Consider the following 23,222-nt stretch of genomic DNA (forward strand, 5'->3'; position numbering starts at 1 on the left):
ATTTTTATAGAGAAAAAAGAGGCACCAGGCCTCTTTTTCCTCTGAACGTAACTTAGAATGACTTCACCTAGGATTTGGATGCTGCGTACAGCTCGTTGATTTCTTTAACGTAATCGTCCCCGCCTGATTTTTTCCACAATTCAATTGCATCGCGCCAGCCTTGCTCGTCGATTTGGCCGACGATGAATTTAATGCGGGCGTCGTTAATAATATTGCCTAGCTGTTGTCCTTTTTGCGAGTACACCTCAGAAATAAACGGCTCCGCCGGATTGGTGACGATCGTTTCCCGGTTTTTCATTTGGACCTCTGTTTGCTTTAATCGAAGTGGCGTCTGAGCCACCTGCAGTCCTTTGCCTTCCGGAATGTAAGGTACCATTTGGTTTAGCCCTTCGACTTCCGACTCGAGGAGCACCGAATCCGTGCTTCTTTCCAGTGTTGTATCATCGATTTTTGTATAATGCACGCCTTCAAGCCCGAAGCTGGTCAGTGTCTGCAGGTCAGGCTCGTTCAGTTGGTCTAGAAATTTCAAAATGCGGTCGACCTCCTCCTCGGTCTTTACACTCGACTTCGGAATGGCCAATAGGCCAGCAAAACCGGAGGTAGGCAGCGTACGAATTTGTCCATCCGTACCGGTTACGGCGCCGAACACGTCTATGTAATGCTCTCTTGAGTCTGTACCTGCTGCCACGTTCGCCGCCTTGATTTTGTCATCAACTCGAGCCGCTCCGTCCACGACGTCGATAATCACGCCGGCTTGCCCGTTAACGAGCGGATCCGTCCACTTCGCCGAGTCCATGACGGCAAAATCTTGGTTGACGAGTTTTTCGTCATACAGCTTTTTCATGAACTTGAGCGCTTCGAGATATTCGTCGTATTCAAACTCCGGTACGAGCTGACCGTCCCTTTCACCCCATACATTAGGTGCACCGAACCACAGTTTGATCTGGTCGAAGCCCGCTCCCCAGCCGGCCGTCCATTTCACCATAACCAGTCCGTAGGTGTCATCCTTGCCGTTGCCGTCCGGATCCTTCTCTTTGAACGCTTTCAGCATGTTGTAAAAATCATCGATCGTTTTCGGCTGCTCAAGGCCGACGTTCTCCAGCCAATCCTGGCGGTAATAAACGCCGTTGCGGCCAAGCTCGCGTCCGCGATATACGCCGTACGTTCTGCCGTTAATCGAGGAGTTGTTCAGGATGACTTCATTGGCCTGGCCGAGGTTTGGATAATTTTTGAGCTTGTCGGTCAAATCCCAGAACGCCCCCGATTTCACTGCGCTCACGAAGCTGGGACCCTTCGAGTCGGGTACGTAAATGATTTTCGGCAAATTGCCGGATGCGAGCGTAATGTTGAATTTGTCGGCATACGAAGCGTTAGGCACCCATTCGAAATGAATGTCCGTGCCCGTCAGCTTCTCGAGCTCGGCCGCTACGGGACTGTCGTCCTTCGGATAGTTCGTTTTAAAAATCGGGAGCATGATGTTCAGCTTAAACGCCTCTTGCGATCCTGCGGAAGCGCTTGCAGGCGGAGCCGCCGTCGAATTGTTGGAAGAGTCTGCGCCCCCATTGTTTTTGCCGGACGAGCAGCTTGCCAGCAATACGATGCAAACCGTTCCTAGAATTAGAAATGTGGAAGCACGCTTCGCCTTCATTGTCTTTTTCTTCATTAAATAGCCTCCCTTTATTATTAGAATCATATTGCAAAACCGCGCGAGCTCCAAGCAAAACAATCCGTGGGTCTCGGTATAAAAAGCAGAGCCAGGCGGAATCACACACTTGGAAAAACAAGCTTTAGCCTTTCACCGAGCCAAGCAGGACGCCTTTGGCGAAATGCTTTTGCAGGAACGGATACACACACAGGATCGGAATCGTGCCGACGACGATCACGGCCATTTTGATCGATTGATCCGGCGGCTTCACAAAATTAGGGTCCATCGAGTTCAAATCGCCGGCGGCCGCTTGCGACAGCAGAACGATCTGGCGCAGCATCACCTGCAGCGGCCATTTTTCCGGATCGTTAATATACAGCAGTGCCGCAAAGAAGTCGTTCCAATGCCCGACGGCGTAAAACAACGTAAATGTAGCAAGGACAGGCATTGAAAGCGGCAGTACGATCCGCCCTAAGAGGCCAAGCTCGGAGCAGCCGTCGATCCGGCCGGCCTCCTCGATCTCCTTCGGAATTTCCTGGAAAAAGTTTTTGACGATGATCAGGTTAAATGCGCTGATCGCGCCAGGCAGCATGAGTGCCCAAAGCGAATCAAGCAGGTGCAGCTCCTTGACGACCAGATAAGTCGGTATCATCCCCCCACCGAACAGCATAGAGAAGATGACGAGATTCAACACCAGATTCCGGCCGTACAATCCTCTCTTGGCCAAGGAATAGGCCATCGTGACCGTGAAAAACAAGTTAACGAGCGTGCCGATGACCGTTATGTAGACGGAGACACCGATGCTTTTCATGATCGTATCCGTCGAAAAAATAAACTCGTAAGCATTTAAAGTAAATGTTTTGGGTATGAAAAATACCGCTCTTGACGTTAACTCCGCGTCCGATGCAAAGGAGCCCGCAATCACGTAAATGAAAGGGAGCACGGCAGCCAGCCCGAACAACGTTAGCACGATATAATTGGCAGCGTCGAACGTGACACCGGCCGCAGTTCTGTAATGCTTGGCCATAGATTGATTCCCCTTTCTTGCTTATTAGTACAGCCCGGATTCGCCGAATTTTTTCGCCAGCCAGTTCGTGCCGAGCACAAGCGTGACGCCGACAACCGATTTAAACAGCCCGACAGCCGTGCTGTAGCTAAAAGCGCCTTGCGTGATGCCCATCGCGTATACGTAGGTGTCGAACACTTCGCCTACCGAGCGATTGAGCGGATTCAGCATCAAATATATTTGTTCGAAGCCATTGTCCAGCACGCTGCCCATCCGCAAAATCAAAAGAATCACGATGGTGCTGCGGATCGCCGGCAGTGTTATATGCCAGATTTGCCTCCACCGGTTTGCCCCGTCAATCGTCGCTGCCTCGTACTGCTCCACGTCAACGGCCGCCAGCGCCGCCAGGAATATAATCGTTCCCCAGCCGCATTCCTTCCAGATCGTCTGCAAAATAATAACGGGGCGGAACCATGACGGATCGGACAGAAATTGGATTTTGTTCCCCGTATATTGGAAAAGCAGCTCGTTGACGGTGCCGCCTTCCGTGGTTAGGAACACGTACGTTAGGCTTGCCACGATTACCATCGAAATAAAATGCGGAACGTAAATCATCGTTTGAATCGTGCGCTTGAAGAAGGAAAGCCTCACCTCGTTTAACAGGAGTGCCAATATAATCGGAGCGGGAAAAAAGAAGATGAGATTATAAAATGATAACAACAGCGTATTGCGCAGAAGCATCAAAAACTCGGGATTGTTAAAAAACAGGCGAAAATGCTCAAAGCCCACCCATTCGCTTTTCAAAAATCCGGTAAACGGCTGATAGTTTTGAAATGCCAGCATGACCCCCCACATCGGCACATATTTAAAAACCAAAAAATAAAGCAAGCCGGGGAGCAGCAACAGGTATAGCCATTTGTCCCTGCGAAGCCTTGCCGCGAAGCTTGTGCGGTGATCCGCCCGCTTGAACGGTTGCGGGAAATCCCTTCGAGCCGTAGCTTGCTTCATCAGTCTCCACCTCCATATGTCGTTCATCGCCTCGCGAGCGGTGTGGCCTAATTATGCAGCAGCGCTTTCTTTTCCGGCAATGAGACATTTTTGAAGAGTAAAAAAGCCTTGGTATTCGGCATTTTTAAAGAAAGTGCAAAGTCGGCAAACGAGTGGTAAGACGTGGATAGCTCGGTATAAAACGGTTGGATGGCGTCCATTCGGGTCAACCGTGGTTCGAACATCGGCCCCTCTTCGAGTAGTTGATATTCCCGCTCTGGTATTTTAGTCTTGTCCTCAGCTCGGAAAGCTCTTATCACTGAAAACAAAAAAGCCGCCTGATGGCGACTCCATATGCTAGTCCACGATGGACTCTATAATTTGCTTTTTATGATATAGATGCCCGTTTGGAACATGTGTATCTGATGCGTTTGGTTACATTTGGCCGCGCTCTGCGTCGGCATGCCGGGCAATTTTAATAATAAGCGTTCCATTTTATTGACGTTTCAACGCATACAGCTTTTGAATCTCTGTCATCACTCTTTTCTCCGGGACCACAAGACAACTGGAATAAGAAGCAGGGATAGAAATCCTCCGGCCAAGGAGAGTGTCGAATAACTGGACTGAGCTACAACCATGCCCGACAAAGCACCTCCGGATGCACCAGCCAGAGCGATAAGCACGTCCACAGTTCCTTGAGTCTTCGCACGTATTTGCGGAGGCGTGGCATCGACTATCGCTGCTGTCCCGCTAATTAAGCCAAAGTTCCACCCCAATCCGAGAAGCGCAAGCGCAAGAATGAGCAGTACCATAGAGTCTCCGGGTGCAAATGCAGCTAGTAAACCCGCCAAAAGCAGAGTAATGCCGGAGGCATAGGACATTGGCAATCTTCCGTACTTATCAACGAGAACACCCGTTAGCAGCGATGGTAGATACATGGCTGCAACATGGATTCCGATCACAATGCCAACCTCCCCTAGTCCGTGTCCGTGATGCTTCATGTGAACCGGTGTCATGGTCATAATGCCAATCATAACAACCTGGGTTAGCACCATCACCGACGCACCAACGATGATCCCCCGTTTATTAACACTCGCCTCCAAAGTATGCGATGGTTGAGCGTTATTCTGAATATCTTTGGCAATTTGAACCTCTGTGATGGCTTTGGCCACGATTAAAGGATCAGGCCGCAAAAAAATGAGCAGTACTAATCCTGCTACAATATACGCGATAGCTGCCAGCATAAATGGACCGGATAACGCAGGAGCGCCAAGAGAAGTCGCTATCCGGCCTGTCATATTTACAAGATTCGGCCCGGCAACCGCACCAAAGGTCGTGAAGACCATCGCCGTACTAATGGCTTGGGCCCGTCTTGTCGGGAGTGCCAGATCCGTACCGGCGTATCTTGCCTGCAGGTTGGTTGCCGTCCCTGCTCCATAAACCAGCAGCGAAAGAAAGAGCAGCGCTATATTATGGAGGACGGCTGCCAAGACAACGCCTGCAGCACCCAGTCCGCCTGTTAAGAAGCCGGCAGCCAGCCCCGCACGACGCCCTAAGCGTTGGGACAAGCGACCGACGATTAGTGCCGCGGCAGCAGAGCCTAATGTAAACAATGCGGTCGGAACGCCGGCATAGCTGTCCGTTCCGAGCATATCCTGTGCAAGCAGCGCCCCTACCGTGATGCCCGCAGCCAATCCCGCCCCGCCAAAAATTTGAGAGACAATTACGATAATCATCGTTCTTTTGTGCAACTGACGCTGCTTCTCGGGGGAATCCACATAGGGCCTCAGTGATTCTCCCATGCTTTCTATTTTTTCTGTAACGGAAGCCGTCTGGATCGACATGTATGCACTCCACCTCTACTGTTTCTATAAATTGCTTTCATAAATATGGAGAACGGCTCGAAACCGGGTGGATGCCGACATCATTTTGTCATAGGCCTCGCTTGCGCGTTCTAGCGAAAAGCATTCGACTATAGGCCGTACATTCGTAAGCATGCTAAAGTTAACGGCTTCCTGAATTTCTTGAGCATGTCCAGTAAAGGAGCCTCTAACCGTCATCTGCCCTTTTAAGAAATCACTTGCCGAAAATCCCAGTTGCTCACCCGAGCCAGCTACAATAATGAGCTCACTATCCGATCCAAGCCCGCTGATTAGAGAAGAGATCGCTTTGGCGTTTGGCGCAGTCGCAAGAATGACTTTGGCTCCTCCTAAAGCCTGCAGCACCAAAGCTGGATCTTCCATCTCTGAATTAATGTAGTGATGCGCTCCAAGTTGACGTACCCGTTCTTCTTTGTCACTTCCGCGCGAAATCGCGACCGTTCGGAACCCCGCTTTCTGGGCGTACTGAACCGCCAGATGCCCTAGTCCGCCAATACCTTGAATAGCTACAAGATCGCCAGGTCGAGCTTTACTATTCCTAAGTGCACTAAATGTTGTTTCACCTGCACACATAAGCGGTGCTGCTTCTACTGCGGACCATTCATCCGGGATGCTTGTCAAACTATCCTCATAGGCAACCATATACTCAGCGTAACCGCCGTTGATGGTCAGGCCTGTTACGTGGTTGTCCCCACCATGCCATCCAATGCCCACACGATCACCCATGTTCCACTTCGTCGAACCGGCGCCAAACTGCACAATTCTACCAATGACTTCATGGCCTGGAATGCGGGGATATTCTGGGGAAGCCCCTCTAATCGCGACCGAATCTCCATGACATACTCCGCACGCTTCTACTCGGAGCAGTACTTGCCCATCACCAGGCTGTGGCACTGGGATCTTCACTAATCTCATTTTTTCCCCTTTGGACGGAATTTGTATGGCATTCATCACGTCCATCGTTCATTACCTCCTATCCATTTGGAAATCTCTGAAACTGCCTTTTCAGCTGACCGAAGTGCTCCTTCCAAATGCCCGCCGAATTGCGAATTCGTCTCTGTACCAGCAAAGAAGACTTTCTTCTCCCATCCCCCAACTACCGACGGTTGACCGTATTCCGGATAATTTAAAAGCGGATTGAAGTCTTCTTCAACAGCGGTTTCGTCATCTTCTGACCAATCCTTGTAAAGAAAATCGCTTACTTGATGAGCCGAGGGTCCAAACATCCGAACCAATTGGCCAACGACTCGTTTTTTCAACTCCTCCTGCCCCAGCTCATGGCGTACTTTTGCTGGTATTCCGAAGAAACCGAATAGCGCTCCAGCAGAGCCTCTATCAGGAGAAGCATCATGGATTTCCTGCAAGGGTCCGACCCGGCTCGACGCGAAACCGGAGAGCCCCAGTTCTCTCCAAAACGGACGATCGTAGATAACAACTGCCTTGGCCTGTCCTGCCATCCACGTAGGTTTGTTGACAAGATCAGTAATCAGTTCTGGAGGAAGTGGCGGCGAGAATTCCATATGTCGCGCTACAATCCGAGGCGGCAGGGCTAGGATCACCGCGCTTGCTGAAATTTGTCTTCTCTCTCCATCTGCAAGCTCTGCTTCAATCGTGATTGCACCACCTTTATCGAGCCCCAAAGCTCTAACTCGTGTTCCTAACTCGATTGTCCCGGGAGGTATCGCATCCGCTAATGCATCAATAAGTGATTGCATGCCTCCTGTTAATCGGAACGAGCTTGCATTTCCGTTGTCTGGGAGCATATATCGCTCTGGTGTTTCGTTATGCAGCCGTTCCAGCAGCATCGCCCCATTGGTATACTGAATAAAGGTTCCTAAGTTTAGTTCTTTAATCAGATTAGTAATCTTGCTCTCATACTGCGGCCAGAACCATGTCGGTCCAAGGTCATACTTGCCCAGCTCCGGCCGATTTAGAACAGAAGTGCTCAAGACCCTGCCGCCAACCCGGTCTCTAGCCTCGAGCACCCTGCAAGAGATGCCATTTACATGAAGTAGAGAAGCAGCCCGAAGGCCGCTTAATCCAGCTCCAACAATAACCACTTGATTGTTCATATCGTGTCCTCTTTTCCTGCAAAAAGGGCTGTTCCCTACCCTGTAACTAGATTTGCCCCATCATAACACGCACAAAAAAACCACACAATATTATAATTGTATGGCAAACAATTTTTCTATTAAGTCAGCTCTTGAAGTAAACGTTGAAGAATCCTTAATCCTTCCTCTAGTTCTTCAAGTGTTTCTGGTGCACAGACAGCAATCCTTACAGCCCGCTCTGGGGAGCTATTCCCCACAACGAATCGATCAGCCGCATACACTTGTACCCCTTGTTGTGCTGCCAGCCTTTCGAACTCGGCGCCTGTGATGATGCCTGGTAACAGCAGCCAACGGAAGATACCTGTTTCAACCCCCAAGCACGTATAGTCTGCCAAATATCGGTTTACGACTTGGTTTCTGCGAATGGCTTGTTCCCGGTGCCCATGAATTAAGCTTTCGAATTGATTGGATACAATCGTACGCGCTGCCAGTTCAGCAAATAACGGCGAAACGGATACATTTAAATTATATAGCGCCTTCGAGATTGGCTCCTTAAAGGGATCCGGAACGGCTGCATAAGCTAGTCGCAACCCCGGTGCGATGGATTTGGATAAACTCGCAATATAGATGGCCCGCTCTGGCGCAAAGGACGCGACTGCTGGAAGCGGTTTTTCGCATTGGAGACTGTAAGCCGCATCCTCAATCACGAACTGATTATACTGTTTAGCAAGTGCTGCAATCCTTTTGCGATTCTCTACAGACATCGTGCTAGCTGTCGGATTATGATAATCTGGAATTAAGTAAATACCTTTAATATTGTCATTTTTACACGCATATTCCAAAGCGGTCGGACTCATTTCATTGTTCTCCGACTTTATCGGTACAATCTGGATACTGAGCATCGCTGCAGCTGTTTTTAAGCCAGGGTAAGTATGAGGATCGGCACCAATGCGGTCTCCAGGCTTGCATAGACTTGCTAGTGTGGCCGCTATCACGTTTTGACCACCATTAGCCAATAAAATACGATCAACTGTTGTTTCAAGGCCGCTTCTTCGGATTAACTTAATAGCTGCGTCCTTTTGCCAGAGGCTTTCGCCTGCCCGACCATAGCCAAACCACTTTGCATAATCCGTTTCTTGCAGCATGCTCTTCAGTTGAAGCAGCAACGGCTCGTATGAAGCATTATCTGGCAGCGTTGCTCCCATTTCGATTAAATGTTTCGGCTTTGCGTCTTCGAGTAAATACGCATTCGATAACGCATCGTACGATACGAATGTTCCACTACCAACTGCTGCACTTAACAAGCCTTTCAACTCACACATCTTAAACGCTTTTGATATCGTGCTCAAATTCAAGTCTAAAAAATCGGCCAGTTCACGCTGCGAGGGAAGTCTTGTTCCTGGTAATAAAACTCCGTTTACAATATCCTGATACAATTGCCTTGCGAGTGCTTTATAAATGGGTTTTTGATTTTTATCAATCGTTGGTTTCCAACTCATTGGATAGTTTTCAAACGAATTAATCGGCATGATCATCGGCATCCTTTTTCATATTTTGCTAGTTATAGAAACAAGGTATGTTTTATTATACCCTTGGGCCCTTTATTACACTACCTCCCCCGAAAAGAGGAGACCTGGGATGTTATCAACAAATTTCTTTGTCATTATAGGCTTGCCTGCACCACAACCGCCATGTATCCAGTAAACTTTTTAATTGCTCTCGCCCTTTACGGCAAAAGGAACAAAAAAAGCCACCATCTAGGCGACTTCTAATGCGACTATAATCTTGTCCCTCGACGGCTAAAGAAGCCAATAGTGTGTCAATCCTTTCGAAGGGCTACATGGAGAACAGCGCCCCAATGGCGACGAACCGACTTTTCTGGACGGCTATTAAGGCGAATTCGGATTTCATTGAAGAGCTTGTCGCGTTTCCACTCCTCCATAAGGATGTGTCCGGAAAAAGTTTCGAGGAGTTTAATATACTCATCAACATGATAGATGCGCTCCCAGTCGAAGTGTCTAACGTGAACAACCTCAAACAGCCCACTTTTCTCAATCTCATATCTTTGCTCGTGTAGTTCTCCTGGTCGAGGCCATTCGTTATGCTCTACTGATTTACCCTCGCCGATTTCATAGTACACGGTTTGAATTTCACGGAAGAATGGGTCCCCACCCTCTGGAAAAACGTGATCTGCGTTCCAAAATGCCAGATGTCCGCCTGGACGAAGGGCTTGCCATGCCTTGATGTATCGAACTTCGGGATCAACCCATTTCCAAGCCGTTGCAGCGAATACCAAATCAAACTCTTTCTCCATCTCTGGCCGCCAATCTTCGAAACTTCCCGTGATTACATCGACGTCCATGCCGACAAGGTTTTGACGGGCAACTATAGCGAGCTCAGCACCAAGTTCTACACACGTGATTTTAAATCCAAGCCTGGCTAACGGAAGAGTAGCCTTACCTGTAGCACAGCCCACTTCCAACAAATGATCACCTGCATGCAAATTGGCTGCCTGAATTAATTCATCGAACAATTCTTCCGGGTAATCCGGACGCGCCCTTTGATAATAGCTCGCGGATTGCTCAAATGACTTGCGCAATATCTTGTTGTCCTTCTTCAGGTTCATTATATTCCTCCTTATTCGTTACTCATCATAATGCGACTTATAGAGTGTGCATGTTCTTGTCGTCCGACATATGCAGCCACACGAATAAGCGCTCTTGCATCGCAACAGCGCTTATCCATAATATAACAGAAATTTGTAGTCCAGCATCATTATATTCTCTGGCTTATTAACGGCTCCTCAGGACCAGCCGGATCGCTTTACAAGGTTAGTTACAAGTTCATCGTCGAAGACGATTCCGAAACCAGGCGTGGCCGGAATATGAATCTCTCCGTTTTCGATACGATAGCCTGATACATCCATTCCTTCAATTGTAATGTCGTCATATTCCACAAATTCGAAGTTCCGCACTGCGGCTGACAAATGTCCTGACGCGTAAATACCATAAGCATTGCCGTAACAATGAGGCGCAGACCGCAAACCATGGGCATCCAACTTCTCGCCTAACTCCATCCAATGCGTGAAACCGGGCCAGATGATATCATACTGCAGCACATCGACACGGCCGCGGGTCGCCCACTCAATAAGATGGGGGGATGCAAGCCCTTCCCCATCCGCGATGAGCACATTCTGCCCACGTTGCCGGAGCCATTCCTTCAGGTCCTCGTATAAGGCTTCATCCTCATGGAACGCTTCTTCCAGCCAATACAGATTCACATCCGCCAAAGCCGCCAAGACCTCTTTGGTTAAGTTCAAATTATATGCATTATTCGCATCGATCATGATCTTGCCTGCGGGACCTGCCACTTCGGAGATCCCTTGAACGATTGCGATATCTCGTTTCGTCCCTTCCCAGAGTGGCATATGGCGTCCGCCTCGGCCAACCTTAATCTTAAAATGACGTTGGCCCTTCGCATAACCTTGCATCGCTTCTTCTTTCATCAACGCGACTGCGGTCTTCTCATCGGGCAAATGCAAATCGTCGAAGTATAAAGAGGTATCATAGCAGGGTACAACCAATGGGACTCCCTTTTCCAAATGGGCACCCGACACCAAGTCATACACTGGTTTGCCTAGTCTCTTTCCTAACCAATCGAACACGGGATATTCCAATTGCAAACGATACGCTTCGCGCAGTCTGCCCCGATCATCGAATAAGTCAAGCAATCGGCGACCTATTAGATCTTCGGCCCATTCCGGTGTTATATGAATCGAGTTACCGTAACCTGTTTGTCCATCGATCGTAATTCTCGCGATATCCACTGTGCAGCCTTTGCCATGAATGCCGATTCGGCCATTGGCCCCGGCGCTTCTGGCTCGCTCTCCCGTTAACCTCGCGAATTCGATTTTTTCCACTTTCCAATCAGATTGCATACCCGTAATGTTCATAGGATCCTCCTTAACCGATTCGACGGTTTCATGTCCCGATTTGATTCGTAAGTAGAATACCATATTATAGAATTATACTGTTAGTGGATAAGAAAATTCCTCATCAATTGGGAATCCTTAATAAAAGTTGAATTGATCCACTTTTGCCAATATCAGTTGCTGTTTCCCACTGTCCCCAACACAATCCGCCTCGTGTGCACGGTTAGTTAAATTTTCGATAATGTGTTGCTCTAGATTTGATCCATGAATCCGGCTTTTTGTGGTTCAAAACTCCGGAACTCGACTGTGTTAAAAACAAAAAAACCGCAACTTATGCGGCTTTCAATGTCTATATGCTCTTGTCGTCCGACAAACGCCGATTGTTTTGAACGGCTGCCATCGATCGTTCCTATTTAGTTATAAATTGTAAGGATAATTTTTTCTTTACACTAGGAAGAACAAGATACGTCGTCTATGACCAGAACCAGTCCCCCACCAGAAGAAATCGGCACCCGGCTGTTCCGGAAGAAACAACCCTTGTTGATGCCACGGCTTGACTACTAACTATTTTGCTGCTGCTTCTTCTTCAAGAACACTTCCGCCTGCCGCTCTCCAGTTTGCAACAAATGTGTCGAAGTAGTCGATTGGTTTTTTCCCCGTAATCATATCTACATAGGCTTCTGACCTGATTTTGTCAATTTCCGCTTGATATTTTGAAGCGGATGGTAGCGGTAAGATGACTTCATTCATAATACCGTCACTTTGGAGAGTTCCAAGCGCCTTGCCCCAAGCGTATTCACGGTTAACCTTCTGAATGATGGACGGCAGCCAAATTGCATTATTGAACGTTGCTCCGCCGCCAATTTTAACGATTTCATTCCAATCAGAGTAAGGCGCGATCGCCTCAGGGTATCCATCTTTCATGTTGTAATGTACGCCCTCCTTGCCGTAACGAGTAAGCATATAACCTTCATAAGTAGATGAGGAGTAATCCAAAATACTTAAGATACGAGCCTGCTTATCCAGATCTTTCTCCACTTGCTTACCGAATACAATAAATCTGCCTTGGAGCGAATTTCTCATTTGAAGACCTTTCTTACCGTTCGGACCCGCGACAGGTTTGCCGTAGACAAGCTTGTCAACAGCATCCGGCATTGTTTTTCTCATTTCCATAATGTTAGAACCCTCTCGATCGCCGGCTGATTGTGCTGGTTTCCAGTACAGATAATCCGCATAGCTGGTTACACCGATAATACCGTTAACAAAATCAGTAGCGATCGACCAGTCTCCTCCCTTATTCTCGCCATTGATAAATTCTGGCGTAAGCACACCGTCCCTGTACCACTTTGCCAAAACTTTCAAGGCTTCTTTCATTTCAGGTTGAACAGCGCCGTAAACGAGCTTTCCATCTTTTCTTGTCCATGAAGTTGGAAGATAACCGTATGCGCCATAAACGGTTTGCATCATCGATTCAGACAAACCGTACGTATCTTTTTTTCCATTCTTATCGGGGTCATTGTTTGTGAATTTATACATGGCATCTTCAAACTCAGATAATGATTCTGGAACCTTTGTGATGCCTACATTTTCAAGCCAATCACCTCTCCAAACAACAAGCGGCCTAAAGTTCCCGCTTTCTGGATTAGGTACAACGAGTCCATAGTTTTTGTCACCCATCTTCGTCAAATCCATATAGGTTGGTACTTCCGTTTGATAAGCTTGGTATAAATTCGGGGCATATTTTTCAATTGACTCATATGGAATTTCACCTACAATTTCATCATCAATGAATTTTTGGTATTTTGAGAAGTCAAGCGGAAAGACATCGGGAACTTCTCCAGCTGCGATTTTGACGTCAAATGCGGTTCCATCACTAGCATCTACCATGTGAATGTCAACGTTGAATTTTTCTTCAATTTCTTTGACAATTTCACCTTTGTCATGAACAGGACTGCTCCAGCCCACCCAAGAAATGTTTATTTTCTTATCAACGTTTGGAGTTGCGGATTCTGACGAATTTGATGCTTCTTCGTTTGCCCTTTTGTTTACTTCATTATTATTGCAAGCTGTGAACGATGCCAGCATTGCAGCACAAAGAATAAGTACCATGCTCTTTTTTAGCGCCACTAAATTATTCATACGTTTCACTCCCCTTAATTTTTATCCCTTTAAAGAACCAACCATAATCCCTTTAACAAAATACTTTTGTAAAAAAGGATAAATGGCGATTACGGGTAACGAAGTGATCATGATCGTAGCAGCCTTTATTGTTGTTGGATTAACGCTGCCAGAGAGCACTGTGGAGGTTGAACCGGCTTCTAAAGTTACATCCCCCTGTTGAATAATGTTTCGCATAACAACTTGTAATACTTGCTTCTCGGGAGACGTTGAATATAGAAGCGAGTCAAACCATGCATTCCAGTGTCCGACAATTGACCACAATGCAACGGTCGCAAGAATTGGAGTAATCATTGGCGCAATGATTTTATAAAGAATGGTAAATTCACTTGCACCGTCTATCTTTGCCGACTCCTCGATACTATCAGGAAGTGACATGATATAATTTCGAATCAGAATCATCGAGAAAGCGGGAATCAGATTGGGAAGAACTAACGCCCATATTGAGTTCATTAAATGCAGTTCTCTTATGAGAATATAGCTTGGAATTAGCCCCCCGCTAAAAAACATCGTAAATACAATGATTCCGGTCCATGAATTCCTCAAGGGAAGATATTTTTTTGCAAGCGGGTAAGCCGTAAGTAAACAAAAAAACAGTTCTAACGCTGTTCCAAGAACAACACGCATAACCGAATTCATAAAACCCGTTTTTATATATCCATAGCTTAAAACGCTTTCATAATTTGCAAGCGAAAACTCTGGAGGGAACAAGTGGATTTTCGTTAATGAGATGTTCCCACTGCTTAAGGATAGAGAGAGCAGATACAAGAATGGATAAATTGTAGTAAAACACAATACCATCATGAATACGACATTGAGAGAATCAAAAACATGCTCTCCGATGCTCTTCTTTATTCGGTTAGAACTGTTCATTTTGCCCACTTCCTTTACCAAATTCCGTATTCGCTGAATTTTTTCGCAAAATAATTAGCAGCGAAAAGCATGATCAAAGATACAATATTGGTAAACAGCCCCACTGCCGTTGCAAAACTATAATCCATGCCTTCGATTCCATTTCGATAGGTGTAGGTACCAAGCACATCGCCAACTTTATATACAGCTGGAGAATAGAGGTTGAAAATCTGATCAAAATCGTCTGCAACGATGCCGCCAACAGCAAAAATGAACATAATGGTAACGATCGGCATGATGGCTGGGATTGTTATATACCTGGCAAGCTGAAAGCGGTTGCAACCATCAAGACTACCTGCTTCATACAGTTCGGAGTTGGTCCCCGCAATAGCCGCAAGGTAAACGATCGAGCTCCAGCCAATACTTTTCCAAATGCTTGTAACAACCAACGTGCTCACAAACCATCCATTATCCCCTAAGAAATATATAGGCTTCATCCCCAATTCCTTGAGCAATATATTTAGAGGACCTGTAGTTGGTGAAAGTAACTGTAGGAATAGACCGCCAAGGATTACCCATGAAACGAAGTGTGGAAGATAACTGATGGTTTGAACTGCTTTTTTGAATTTAACCAATCTGAGTTCATTTAAGAGTAAGGCGAAAATAATGGGAGCAGGAAATCCGAAAATAAGTTTAAGCGTACTTATTTGTAGCGTGTTAACAAATACTTCTTTGAAGCTCGGGCGCGCGAATAAGTCGTAAAAATGCTGCAGCCCTACCCATGTACTTCCTGTAATACCTTTGTTGAACTTAAAATCTCTGAACGCAATTTGTATTCCGTACATTGGCGCATACTTAAAGATTAAAAAGAAGAGTATACCGGGCAAAATCATAAATAAAAGATTTCTGTGCTTGATGCAATCGGCAAGCAGTCCTTTCTTTTTGTGATGAACACCTGCATTAACAAGTTTCAAGCCTATCGCCCACCTTCCTAATAACCACCGTTCACGTGAACGATTTCAGTCTAACATGACATTCCATTTTGGTAAATACTTTTTTCGTTCACGTGAACGACTCCTTTTTTCTTTTACTTTGGATACGGAATAATGGTATAGTAACATGCAGAAAGAAATACATTTTTATGTCAAAGGTGAATGGGATGAATATTACAAGCAAAGAAATTGCAGAGATATGCGGCGTTTCCAGAGGGACCGTCGACCGAGCGCTGAATAACCGGCCGGGAGTGAATGAGGCTACAAAGCAAAAAATTCTGGAAACGGCCTCGCAGTTGGGCTACCGGCCTCATTTTCTAGCCCAAAGCCTCGTCAAAGGCAAAACGATGTCGATCGGGACGGTCATTTTCGATATCAATAATCAGCTGTTTCCGCAGCTTATCAATGCCGTCGAATCGCGGGCAAGGGAAGCGGGCTACTTCCTTAATCTGACGCTCACGAGCAAAAATCCGGACATCGAACAGGAATGCCTGAATCATTTGGCGGACCGGAAGGTGGACGGCATTATTCTATTATCGGTCAACACGGGTGCGGCCTTCGAGCAATTTATTCAGCGATTGAATATTCCAGTCGTCACATTTGGCAACCGGGTCTCCAAGACTGTGCCGTACGTATGGATCGACGACCGGAAGGCCGTCCGCGACGCGATTGCAATGCTCACCGCTAAAGGCTATGAGGAAATCATTTATGTCAGTCCCCCCTTGTCTCTTCGCGGAATTACGAACGTTTATGCCGTGGAACAACGATTCGCGGGCTTTCAGGATGCACTGAAAAAGGCTGGCCATCTCAAGTCCCATGTCATCGGCCATAAAGGATATATCGAAGAGATCGACAAGCTTCTTGCGCAGGGCGGCAAACGTAAAGCCATTTTCTGCACAAGCGACAAATACGCGCTGAAAATTTGGCTCCACTTGAAGCAAAACGGGGTTCGCGTGCCAGAGGATGTCGGACTGATGGGATTCGACAATATCGAAACGCTCAAATATATTTCCCCTGCCTTATCGACGATATCGTACTCCTTGGAAACCATCGGCAACCGGATCATCGACTGTCTGATCGGACAAATTGAAGGCCGGCAAGTGCCGCTGACTACGCTCGTTGAGCATCAAATTATCGAGGGCGAATCGTGTTGATCCCCTCGATTCACCAATAAAGCTGCTATGGACTGCCGCAACCTAGACTCTCAAAAGTGAGGCTCAGTGAGCATAGCAATTCCGTGCACGTGAACGAATAACAGTTCACAAGGTTATTTGCCTATGCTAAGATAGAGTCGTTCACGTGAACGGAACAAACCATTTCCTGTTCAAAAAAGGAGATATGCGGCGATGAGCAGATTTATTTATGAAGGCTCCAAAACAAAAGAAATTTCGTTTCCGCTTGGAGGCATTGGAACAGGCTGCATCGGTCTTGCCGGAAACGGCCGTTTGATCGACTGGGAGATTTTCAACCGGCCGAACAAGCAAAGCGAGAACGGGTTCAGCTTTTTTGCGGTGAAAGCTGAAGCGGACGGCGAACTTCTCGACGCCCGTGTGCTGAACGGCGATCTGTTGCCTTCTTACACCGGCAACATCCAAACGAGAAAACACGGCGGTTACGGCTTCGGGCCCAACCAGGCGACGCTGGCGGGTGTCCCCCATTTTCAGCATACACGCTTTATCGGCGAGTTTCCGTTTGCCCGTCTTCAGGCAGCCGACGATTGTTTCCCGGGCACGGTGGAGCTGACGGCTTTTAATCCGTTCATTCCGCTTAACGACAAAGATTCGAGCATTCCCGGTGCGTTTTTTGACATCGCGCTGCATAATACGACTGACCGGACGGTTACATATACGGTCAATCTTTCGCTGACGAATCCGATGCAAGATCATAAACGTTATCACCGTTATGCGAGGAATGGCAGTATTCAGCTGATCAAACTGTCGTCCCGCGGCCCTGATTTCAGCGCCCCCGAATTCGGCGACCTGTCCATTGCAACGGATGCGGAAGTAGTCAGCTATCAGGAGTATTGGTATCGCGGCGGCTGGTTCGATAATCTGGAGATGTTCTGGAGGGACTTCACCGAGGCGGCCCGATTTACGAACCGTACTTACGACCCGGCCGCGACAAAAGGTAAAGGTGGTGACGTCTGCTCCCTCGCCGCGCACTTCGTGCTGAAGCCAGGGGAAAAGAATAACGTCCGCTTCGTGATCACCTGGAGCTTCCCGAACTGCCACAATTATTGGCATCCGGAATCTTGCGGCTGCAGCGACGACGATTGCAAGCCATCGCAACCCGCAACGTGGAAAAATTATTACGCAACGCTATTTTCTGATTCCACCAAAAGCGCGGCCTACGCGCTCGAGCATTGGGAGCGGTTGTACGGCGAAACGAAGCTGTTCAAGGATGCGTTGTACTCGTCCAGTCTCCCTCCCGCCGCGCTCGACGCCGTTTCGGCCAACATTTCGATCCTGAAATCGCCGACCTGCCTGCGGCTACCGGACGGATCGTTTTACGGCTTCGAAGGCTGCATCTGCAATGAGGGCTGCTGCGAAGGCTCCTGTACCCACGTGTGGAATTACGCCTATGCCCTGCCGTTTCTTTTTCCGAAGTTGGAGCGATCCATGCGCGATCTGGATTTCAAGTACAACATCCGAGAAGACGGCAAAATGGCCTTCCGACTGCAGCTTCCGCTCGGCAGATCGACATCGGACTTCCGGGCGTGTGCTGACGGCCAGTTCGGCGGCGTGATCAAAGCGTACCGCGACTGGAAGATTTCCGGCGATACGGCATGGCTGAAATCGATATGGCCGGCCGTCAAAAAGTCGATCGAATTTGCTTGGGCCGATACGAACGAGGACGGCTGGGACGCCGACCGGGACGGCGTGCTGGAGGGCAGGCAGCATCATACTCTCGATATGGAACTGTACGGACCAAACGCCTGGCTGAACGGATTTTATCTCACCGCGCTTAAGGCAGGCGCTGAAATGGCCCGTCATTTGGGAGAAACGGACGCGGCCGAACAATACTTGGCGCTTTTTTCCAAGGGGAAAACATGGACGGACGAACATTTATTTAACGGCCATTATTATGTCCAAACCGTCGATTTGAAGGATCGGTCCGTACTGGAGAAATACGACGAAAGCGCTGTGCGGGATTATTGGAACGACGAAGCGAAGGAAATCAAGTATCAGGTGGCGGACGGCTGCGTTATCGACCAGGTGCTGGCCCAGTGGCACGCCAACCTGTGCGGTTTGGGTGAGATTTTCGATCCGGAACAGACCCGGAAGTCCCTCGCATCCATCTACCGCCACAACTTCAAAAAAAGCATGCGAAACGTATTCAACCCATGGCGCTTGTACAGCTTGAACGACGAGGCAGGCTTAATGATTTGTACATGGCCGGAAGGCACTGTGAAACCGACCGTTCCACTCACCTACTCGACGGAAACGATGAACGGCTTCGAATATCAGGCGGCCATTCATATGATTCAGGAAGGAATGGTCGCCGAAGGCATGGAGATCGTTGAAGCGATCCGCGACCGGTACGATGGTGAACGGCGGAATCCGTGGAACGAGTTCGAATGCGGAAGCAACTATGCCCGATCGATGGCCAGCTATGCGCTGCTGCTCGCTTTCAGCGGATTCGAATACGACATGAAAGAGAAAAGGATCGGCTTTCAGCCCATAACCGGGGAAGTATATTTCCGCTGCTTCTGGTCGCTGGATTCAGGCTGGGGAACATTCGTGCGGAAGAACGACCGGATCGAACTGAGCCTGCTTTACGGGGAACTGGAGATACGTTGCCTGAACTTGCCGTTTATGAAAGGGCAGAATGTAAACGGGATTTCATTAGACGGCACGGAAGTCCTTGACTGCAACTGGGACGAAGGAGTGCTCGTTTTCTCTTCAACCGTTCGGATAAATGCCGGGCATTCGTTGGTTATTAAGCTCGGATAGACGAGTGACTATCAGTTTCAGTTAAAGCGGTCTGGTACTAGGTGAATAGGAGAAGGGGCTCCCCCTCCTCCTCTAGCTCGTCATTACTTATTTTTTTCAACCACGAATAGGCAAATCACGGATCTCAAGCTTTCGTTGCTGTTGTCCATACAAACCAGCGAGCACAGCGGCAATCGCCATAAAGATTGCGCTGGATGCCACGCCGAATTGCAAACCGAACTGTTCGACCCCCACGCCTCCAACGATCGGACCGATAATTTGTCCAGCGGCAAAAAAGGCAGTGGCTATGCTAAGGCAAGACGCATACGCATGGTGAGGGACATGACGACGAAGAAGTGCAGTTGTCATCAGCGGCGGGGTAATAAAGGAAACCAGCCCGATCGTGGTGGCTCCAAGCACAGTAATTAACATATTATTAGTGGTTACCCCACTCACACCGATTGTCCCCAAGGCTAATCCCGACGCAAGCGTGTACCCGCTCGGCCATCGGTCAATGGCTCTGCCTCCGATCCATCCGTTAAACAAACCCGCAAATCCGATTCCAGACCAGATCAGCCCGGCATAGAGTGACGGAATGCCTTTGCTCACCAGATAGGGAATCAAATACGTAAAATAGATGATGTATCCTGAGCCGAAGAAGAAATAAGAAGCAATTAGGAACAGGAGCTTGTTTGGGTTCAACAGGAGACGATACACATTTTCGCTTTTTTGCTCCCGTGGCTCCGAATCGGTCGGTGCGGGTATTTTTTCGGTTCGCCTCTCTCTGGTAACAACGAACTCGAAACCCACTGCGGCAATTAAACCGAATACGCCCATGATCACCCATGCATATCGCCACCCCTGCAAGTGTGAAGGATCTATGGTATAGGGGGCGAATAAACCCGTCACTAAAATGCCGGCAGATCCGCCCAGCCATATAAGGCCCGATGCCACTCCTCGTTCCGCCGGTCGAACGGCATCCATTGCAATGGACAGGACTAACACGGTAGCGAAGGCTGATAACAATCCACTGGCGAACCGCCAAAGCCCAAGCCCGATAAAATGATCACTAAATGCCGAGCCGATCAAAGTTAGTCCGAGCCATAAACACGTCATCCGATTCATGACATGCTTGTGGTCTGGAAACCGCGAGATCAAAGGAGAAAGACACAATGTCCCGACAAAATAACCGATAAAGTTGACGGTGCCGAGTATACCCAACTGTCCGTAGCTCCCCCCGATGACCCTCTGGATTCCAGGCAAAAACATGCCGTAGGAAAGCCTGGAAAAACCGAGTATGACAACAAACAATAACGATGCCCATAGAGTAATCCAATTAAATGCGGATTTTGTCCCCATATCCCCCATCTTCCCCCAAAATAATAAGGCGGTCCATTTATATAGCTCACTAACCATTTACGCGATCTTTGTTAAACCTGAGTCATATCATTGTGGTTGTATTTTTAGCTTTACTGGACATATGTTAGCCGCTGCTTTCCTGCAAAACAATCTCCGCTTCGATGCCCAGCTGTTCACACAGCTTGTGAATACGGCGCATGTCCTGAGTGCTGGTAACCCATTCGCAACCCAAGGTTGATGCCTCGTGAGCCGCCCATTGCAGGATATATGTCAACGCATCCGCATGGGCTTCCTTCGTAGCGAAGTCCTCCAGCACAAGCACACCGCCGCGGACCGAAGCACGCACATATGCCCAGTGCTGGTCGGCAAAGCTGCGGGCGACAAAACGTGTTTCGCCATCCGACTGGACCTGCATGGAGAGCGCTTGCAGCCATTTGCTATAGGCGCCGGTCCCTGTCGGGGCTTTCGGGTTCCCCCATTCAAGTGAATCGGCAGCCAGCTTCCGCAATTCATCTTCCCCGTCTACCCGCTTCCACTGCTCACTATGGAAAGAATTTTGGAGAGTCGGTTTGAAGCGGACTTGCCAGCTGCGTTCGCCTGCCCTGATGCCATCAGCATGAAGTAGTTCGGATACCGTAACCATATCAAGACCTTTGGCGTGAGTATGGTGTACAAGCGATTTAACGGCCTGCGGCGTCTCTTTGGCGATTTCATTGGCATGAAACATTAAAATGGACCCATGATCCAGCTTAGGTATCACCCGTTCCACAAGCTGCCCGCTTGGCGGTCCCGACCAGTCGACGGTGTCCTCCCCCTCGATGACCAGATAGCTCCACTCCCGGAGCCATTCCAAATTCTCTTCCCGATAAGAGGCATAAGGAAAACGCATGAAGGTCGGAACCGGCCTTCCCGTTGCTTCTTGATAAGCGAGCTCAGCCAACTTCAGCTCTTCGAAGAATACGGCCTTGGTCACATCTGCCATTCTGCGGTGATGGTAGGTATGCGTTGTAAGCTCATGGCCCCTGGCTATCATTTCTCTTGCTTTCGCCGGGAACCTATCGAACCATTCTCCTGTTAGAAAAAACGTCCCGTAGGCGCCTCCCTGCTCCAAGGCATCCAGCCATGCATCAACAGGAATCCGCATAGGACCGTCATCAAACGTAAAGGCCCAGTGAGAAACCGCCGGATTGCCGCGGGTAATGACCAAATTTGACATTGTAAAACTCCCTTCTGTGATATCTTTCCACCATGATACCACTTGAACCTATTGTAAAATCCCGGTAATGTTTTGTAAAATTGAATAATATGAATAAATGGTTCGAATAACTTAAACAAAGGTGATGACAATGGATCTTCGAGCTTTAAAGACCTTCGAGGCTTGCGTGCGTCTTGGACATTTTCTGAAAGCCGCAGAGGAACTCCAATATGCTCCCTCTACGGTAACCCTTCAAATTCAACGTCTAGAAGCTGATCTTGGGGTTTCTTTATTCGTGCGCGACGGAAAACGTGTGATCGTGACCGAAGCCGGCCGATGGCTCCATCATGAGGCAGCGGTTTTACTGAAATCCATCGAAGCCATGAGGCAGACCGTCTCGGATATTGCTTCGGGAGATAACGGCTCGGTGCGTTTTGCCGCTATTGAGCCCGTCGCAAGCCAGCAGTTAGCGACCGTTGTTGCTGATTTTTACAAGACTCGACCGAAAGTGGAGTTAACGATGGAAGTAGGCGGCAGCAGATCCATAGCGGAGAGGGTTCGGGCCGGCGAATTGGATTTTGGTGTTTGCTCGGCCCCCCCTTCGAAGCTCATGCTCGAGTTTGAGCCGCTGATCGAGGAAAGATTAGGAATCATGTTACATACGAATCACCCATTAGCCGATCGAGATAGTATCTCGGCGAGCGACCTCGCGGGGCATACCATTCTAGTCAAAGAACCGACTTGTATCTATCGAGAGCTTTGGGAAACGGCGATTTGTGAGTCGGGGCAATACCTGTTTTCTTGTATGGAGGTTGGAAGCTTCTTTGTCATTCAACAAATGGTTAAGGCAGAGCTCGGCATCGGGATTGTTCCGATTTACAGCGGTCTGGAACAGGAAGGCTCCATCGTCATAAGACCTATAACCGATTTGAATCCTGTCATCACGATAGGCATCGCTTATAAAGACAAAAACCTCCTAGGCAAGGCAGCATTATGGTTAATGGAAGCAATTAGGGGCATCCGTGAACCCAACACGCTACAAAATTCGACAGGGCCTGAAGGGAAAAAGACGGGGACTTAACATCTATGATAAAGAATAGCAGAAAAATGTATTATGGATTTATGGAGGTCCTTTTGGATCTCTATTTATTTTTAATATTTCACGGAATTAAATCATTATAATGATATAATGTTTTAGTCGGCAAATCGTTGTT

The 23,222-nt window shown here is 48.2% G+C and carries 18 protein-coding genes; 3 read left to right on the plus strand and 15 right to left on the minus strand.

The window, feature by feature from the left end:
- Positions 1-67: 67 nt before the first annotated feature.
- From PAEVO_RS09615 to PAEVO_RS09670, 13 genes are all read right to left on the minus strand, one after another.
- Positions 68-1,663 (minus strand): extracellular solute-binding protein, encoded by a 1,596-nt coding sequence (locus tag PAEVO_RS09615; RefSeq protein ID WP_100537341.1) that lies wholly within the window; start codon positions 1,661-1,663, stop codon positions 68-70.
- Between the two features lie 124 nt (positions 1,664-1,787).
- The gene (locus PAEVO_RS09620; protein ID WP_009595429.1) at positions 1,788-2,672 is read right to left on the minus strand and encodes a carbohydrate ABC transporter permease; all 885 of its coding nucleotides are present in this window, start codon (positions 2,670-2,672) and stop codon (positions 1,788-1,790) included.
- Positions 2,673-2,696: 24 nt separating this feature from the next.
- Positions 2,697-3,659 (minus strand): ABC transporter permease, encoded by a 963-nt coding sequence (locus tag PAEVO_RS09625; RefSeq protein WP_411830408.1) that lies wholly within the window; start codon positions 3,657-3,659, stop codon positions 2,697-2,699.
- Between the two features lie 47 nt (positions 3,660-3,706).
- Positions 3,707-3,859 carry a hypothetical protein gene (locus PAEVO_RS33755; protein ID WP_165789643.1) on the minus strand — a complete coding sequence of 51 codons (153 nt, stop codon included), beginning with the start codon at positions 3,857-3,859 and terminating at the stop codon, positions 3,707-3,709.
- 315 nt (positions 3,860-4,174) lie between these two features.
- On the minus strand, positions 4,175-5,482 hold the full coding sequence (locus PAEVO_RS09630; RefSeq protein WP_207797461.1) for an MFS transporter: 1,308 nt from the start codon (positions 5,480-5,482) through the stop codon (positions 4,175-4,177).
- Between the two features lie 24 nt (positions 5,483-5,506).
- Positions 5,507-6,478, minus strand: coding sequence for an alcohol dehydrogenase catalytic domain-containing protein (locus PAEVO_RS09635; protein WP_009595427.1), 972 nt, complete (start codon positions 6,476-6,478; stop codon positions 5,507-5,509).
- Positions 6,469-7,590: a flavin monoamine oxidase family protein gene (locus PAEVO_RS09640; RefSeq protein ID WP_100537342.1), complete on the minus strand. Its 1,122-nt coding sequence runs from the start codon at positions 7,588-7,590 to the stop codon at positions 6,469-6,471. The genes PAEVO_RS09635 and PAEVO_RS09640 overlap by 10 nt, the downstream gene beginning before the upstream one ends.
- A 119-nt stretch (positions 7,591-7,709) precedes the next feature.
- Positions 7,710-9,098 (minus strand): aminotransferase-like domain-containing protein, encoded by a 1,389-nt coding sequence (locus PAEVO_RS09645; RefSeq protein WP_100537343.1) that lies wholly within the window; start codon positions 9,096-9,098, stop codon positions 7,710-7,712.
- Positions 9,099-9,388: 290 nt separating this feature from the next.
- Positions 9,389-10,195 carry a class I SAM-dependent methyltransferase gene (locus tag PAEVO_RS09650; RefSeq protein WP_100537344.1) on the minus strand — a complete coding sequence of 269 codons (807 nt, stop codon included), beginning with the start codon at positions 10,193-10,195 and terminating at the stop codon, positions 9,389-9,391.
- A 177-nt stretch (positions 10,196-10,372) separates the two neighbouring features.
- On the minus strand, positions 10,373-11,521 hold the full coding sequence (locus PAEVO_RS09655) for an enolase C-terminal domain-like protein (protein WP_100537345.1): 1,149 nt from the start codon (positions 11,519-11,521) through the stop codon (positions 10,373-10,375).
- A gap of 543 nt (positions 11,522-12,064) precedes the next feature.
- Positions 12,065-13,639 (minus strand): type 2 periplasmic-binding domain-containing protein, encoded by a 1,575-nt coding sequence (locus PAEVO_RS09660; protein ID WP_100537346.1) that lies wholly within the window; start codon positions 13,637-13,639, stop codon positions 12,065-12,067.
- Between the two features lie 21 nt (positions 13,640-13,660).
- Entirely contained in the window at positions 13,661-14,551 is an 891-nt protein-coding gene (locus tag PAEVO_RS09665) for a carbohydrate ABC transporter permease (protein WP_100537347.1), read from the minus strand.
- Between the two features lie 14 nt (positions 14,552-14,565).
- Complete coding sequence (locus PAEVO_RS09670) at positions 14,566-15,504, minus strand: ABC transporter permease (RefSeq protein WP_207797462.1); 939 nt, start codon at positions 15,502-15,504, stop codon at positions 14,566-14,568.
- Positions 15,505-15,689: 185 nt separating this feature from the next.
- Between PAEVO_RS09670 and PAEVO_RS09675 the strand changes: the two genes are divergently transcribed.
- Complete coding sequence (locus PAEVO_RS09675; protein WP_165789644.1) at positions 15,690-16,676, plus strand: LacI family DNA-binding transcriptional regulator; 987 nt, start codon at positions 15,690-15,692, stop codon at positions 16,674-16,676.
- 192 nt (positions 16,677-16,868) lie between these two features.
- A complete protein-coding gene (locus tag PAEVO_RS09680; RefSeq protein WP_100537349.1) occupies positions 16,869-19,475 on the plus strand; it encodes a GH116 family glycosyl-hydrolase in 2,607 nt (868 codons plus the stop codon).
- A gap of 96 nt (positions 19,476-19,571) precedes the next feature.
- Here the strand turns inward: PAEVO_RS09680 and PAEVO_RS09685 are convergent, their stop codons facing one another.
- Together PAEVO_RS09685 and PAEVO_RS09690 are read right to left on the minus strand one after the other, a co-directional pair.
- Positions 19,572-20,813 carry a YbfB/YjiJ family MFS transporter gene (locus PAEVO_RS09685; protein ID WP_100537350.1) on the minus strand — a complete coding sequence of 414 codons (1,242 nt, stop codon included), beginning with the start codon at positions 20,811-20,813 and terminating at the stop codon, positions 19,572-19,574.
- A gap of 124 nt (positions 20,814-20,937) precedes the next feature.
- Entirely contained in the window at positions 20,938-22,029 is a 1,092-nt protein-coding gene (locus PAEVO_RS09690) for a polysaccharide deacetylase family protein (RefSeq protein ID WP_100537351.1), read from the minus strand.
- 130 nt (positions 22,030-22,159) lie between these two features.
- Here PAEVO_RS09690 and PAEVO_RS09695 point away from each other — a divergent pair, with 130 nt between their 5' ends.
- Entirely contained in the window at positions 22,160-23,089 is a 930-nt protein-coding gene (locus PAEVO_RS09695; protein WP_100537352.1) for a LysR family transcriptional regulator, read from the plus strand.
- Positions 23,090-23,222 lie beyond the last annotated feature (133 nt).

This window comes from Paenibacillus sp. GM2FR, from assembly GCF_002803325.1.
Taxonomy (GTDB): Bacteria; Bacillota; Bacilli; order Paenibacillales; family Paenibacillaceae; genus Paenibacillus_AQ; species Paenibacillus_AQ lautus.

Excerpts from the sequence above, each read along its gene's own strand:
- PAEVO_RS33755 (WP_165789643.1), bottom strand. The coding sequence starts at position 3,859 with ATGGACGCCATCCAACCGTTTTATACCGAGCTATCCACGTCTTACCAC.
- PAEVO_RS09665 (WP_100537347.1), bottom strand. The coding sequence starts at position 14,551 with ATGAACAGTTCTAACCGAATAAAGAAGAGCATCGGAGAGCATGTTTTT.
- PAEVO_RS09625 (WP_411830408.1), bottom strand. The coding sequence starts at position 3,659 with ATGAAGCAAGCTACGGCTCGAAGGGATTTCCCGCAACCGTTCAAGCGG.
- PAEVO_RS09680 (WP_100537349.1), top strand. The coding sequence starts at position 16,869 with ATGAGCAGATTTATTTATGAAGGCTCCAAAACAAAAGAAATTTCGTTT.
- PAEVO_RS09655 (WP_100537345.1), bottom strand. The coding sequence starts at position 11,521 with ATGAACATTACGGGTATGCAATCTGATTGGAAAGTGGAAAAAATCGAA.
- PAEVO_RS09640 (WP_100537342.1), bottom strand. The coding sequence starts at position 7,590 with ATGAACAATCAAGTGGTTATTGTTGGAGCTGGATTAAGCGGCCTTCGG.
- PAEVO_RS09615 (WP_100537341.1), bottom strand. The coding sequence starts at position 1,663 with ATGAAGAAAAAGACAATGAAGGCGAAGCGTGCTTCCACATTTCTAATT.
- PAEVO_RS09695 (WP_100537352.1), top strand. The coding sequence starts at position 22,160 with ATGGATCTTCGAGCTTTAAAGACCTTCGAGGCTTGCGTGCGTCTTGGA.
- PAEVO_RS09660 (WP_100537346.1), bottom strand. The coding sequence starts at position 13,639 with ATGAATAATTTAGTGGCGCTAAAAAAGAGCATGGTACTTATTCTTTGT.
- PAEVO_RS09685 (WP_100537350.1), bottom strand. The coding sequence starts at position 20,813 with ATGGGGACAAAATCCGCATTTAATTGGATTACTCTATGGGCATCGTTA.
- PAEVO_RS09650 (WP_100537344.1), bottom strand. The coding sequence starts at position 10,195 with ATGAACCTGAAGAAGGACAACAAGATATTGCGCAAGTCATTTGAGCAA.
- PAEVO_RS09630 (WP_207797461.1), bottom strand. The coding sequence starts at position 5,482 with ATGTCGATCCAGACGGCTTCCGTTACAGAAAAAATAGAAAGCATGGGA.
- PAEVO_RS09635 (WP_009595427.1), bottom strand. The coding sequence starts at position 6,478 with ATGGACGTGATGAATGCCATACAAATTCCGTCCAAAGGGGAAAAAATG.
- PAEVO_RS09690 (WP_100537351.1), bottom strand. The coding sequence starts at position 22,029 with ATGTCAAATTTGGTCATTACCCGCGGCAATCCGGCGGTTTCTCACTGG.
- PAEVO_RS09645 (WP_100537343.1), bottom strand. The coding sequence starts at position 9,098 with ATGCCGATTAATTCGTTTGAAAACTATCCAATGAGTTGGAAACCAACG.
- PAEVO_RS09620 (WP_009595429.1), bottom strand. The coding sequence starts at position 2,672 with ATGGCCAAGCATTACAGAACTGCGGCCGGTGTCACGTTCGACGCTGCC.
- PAEVO_RS09675 (WP_165789644.1), top strand. The coding sequence starts at position 15,690 with ATGAATATTACAAGCAAAGAAATTGCAGAGATATGCGGCGTTTCCAGA.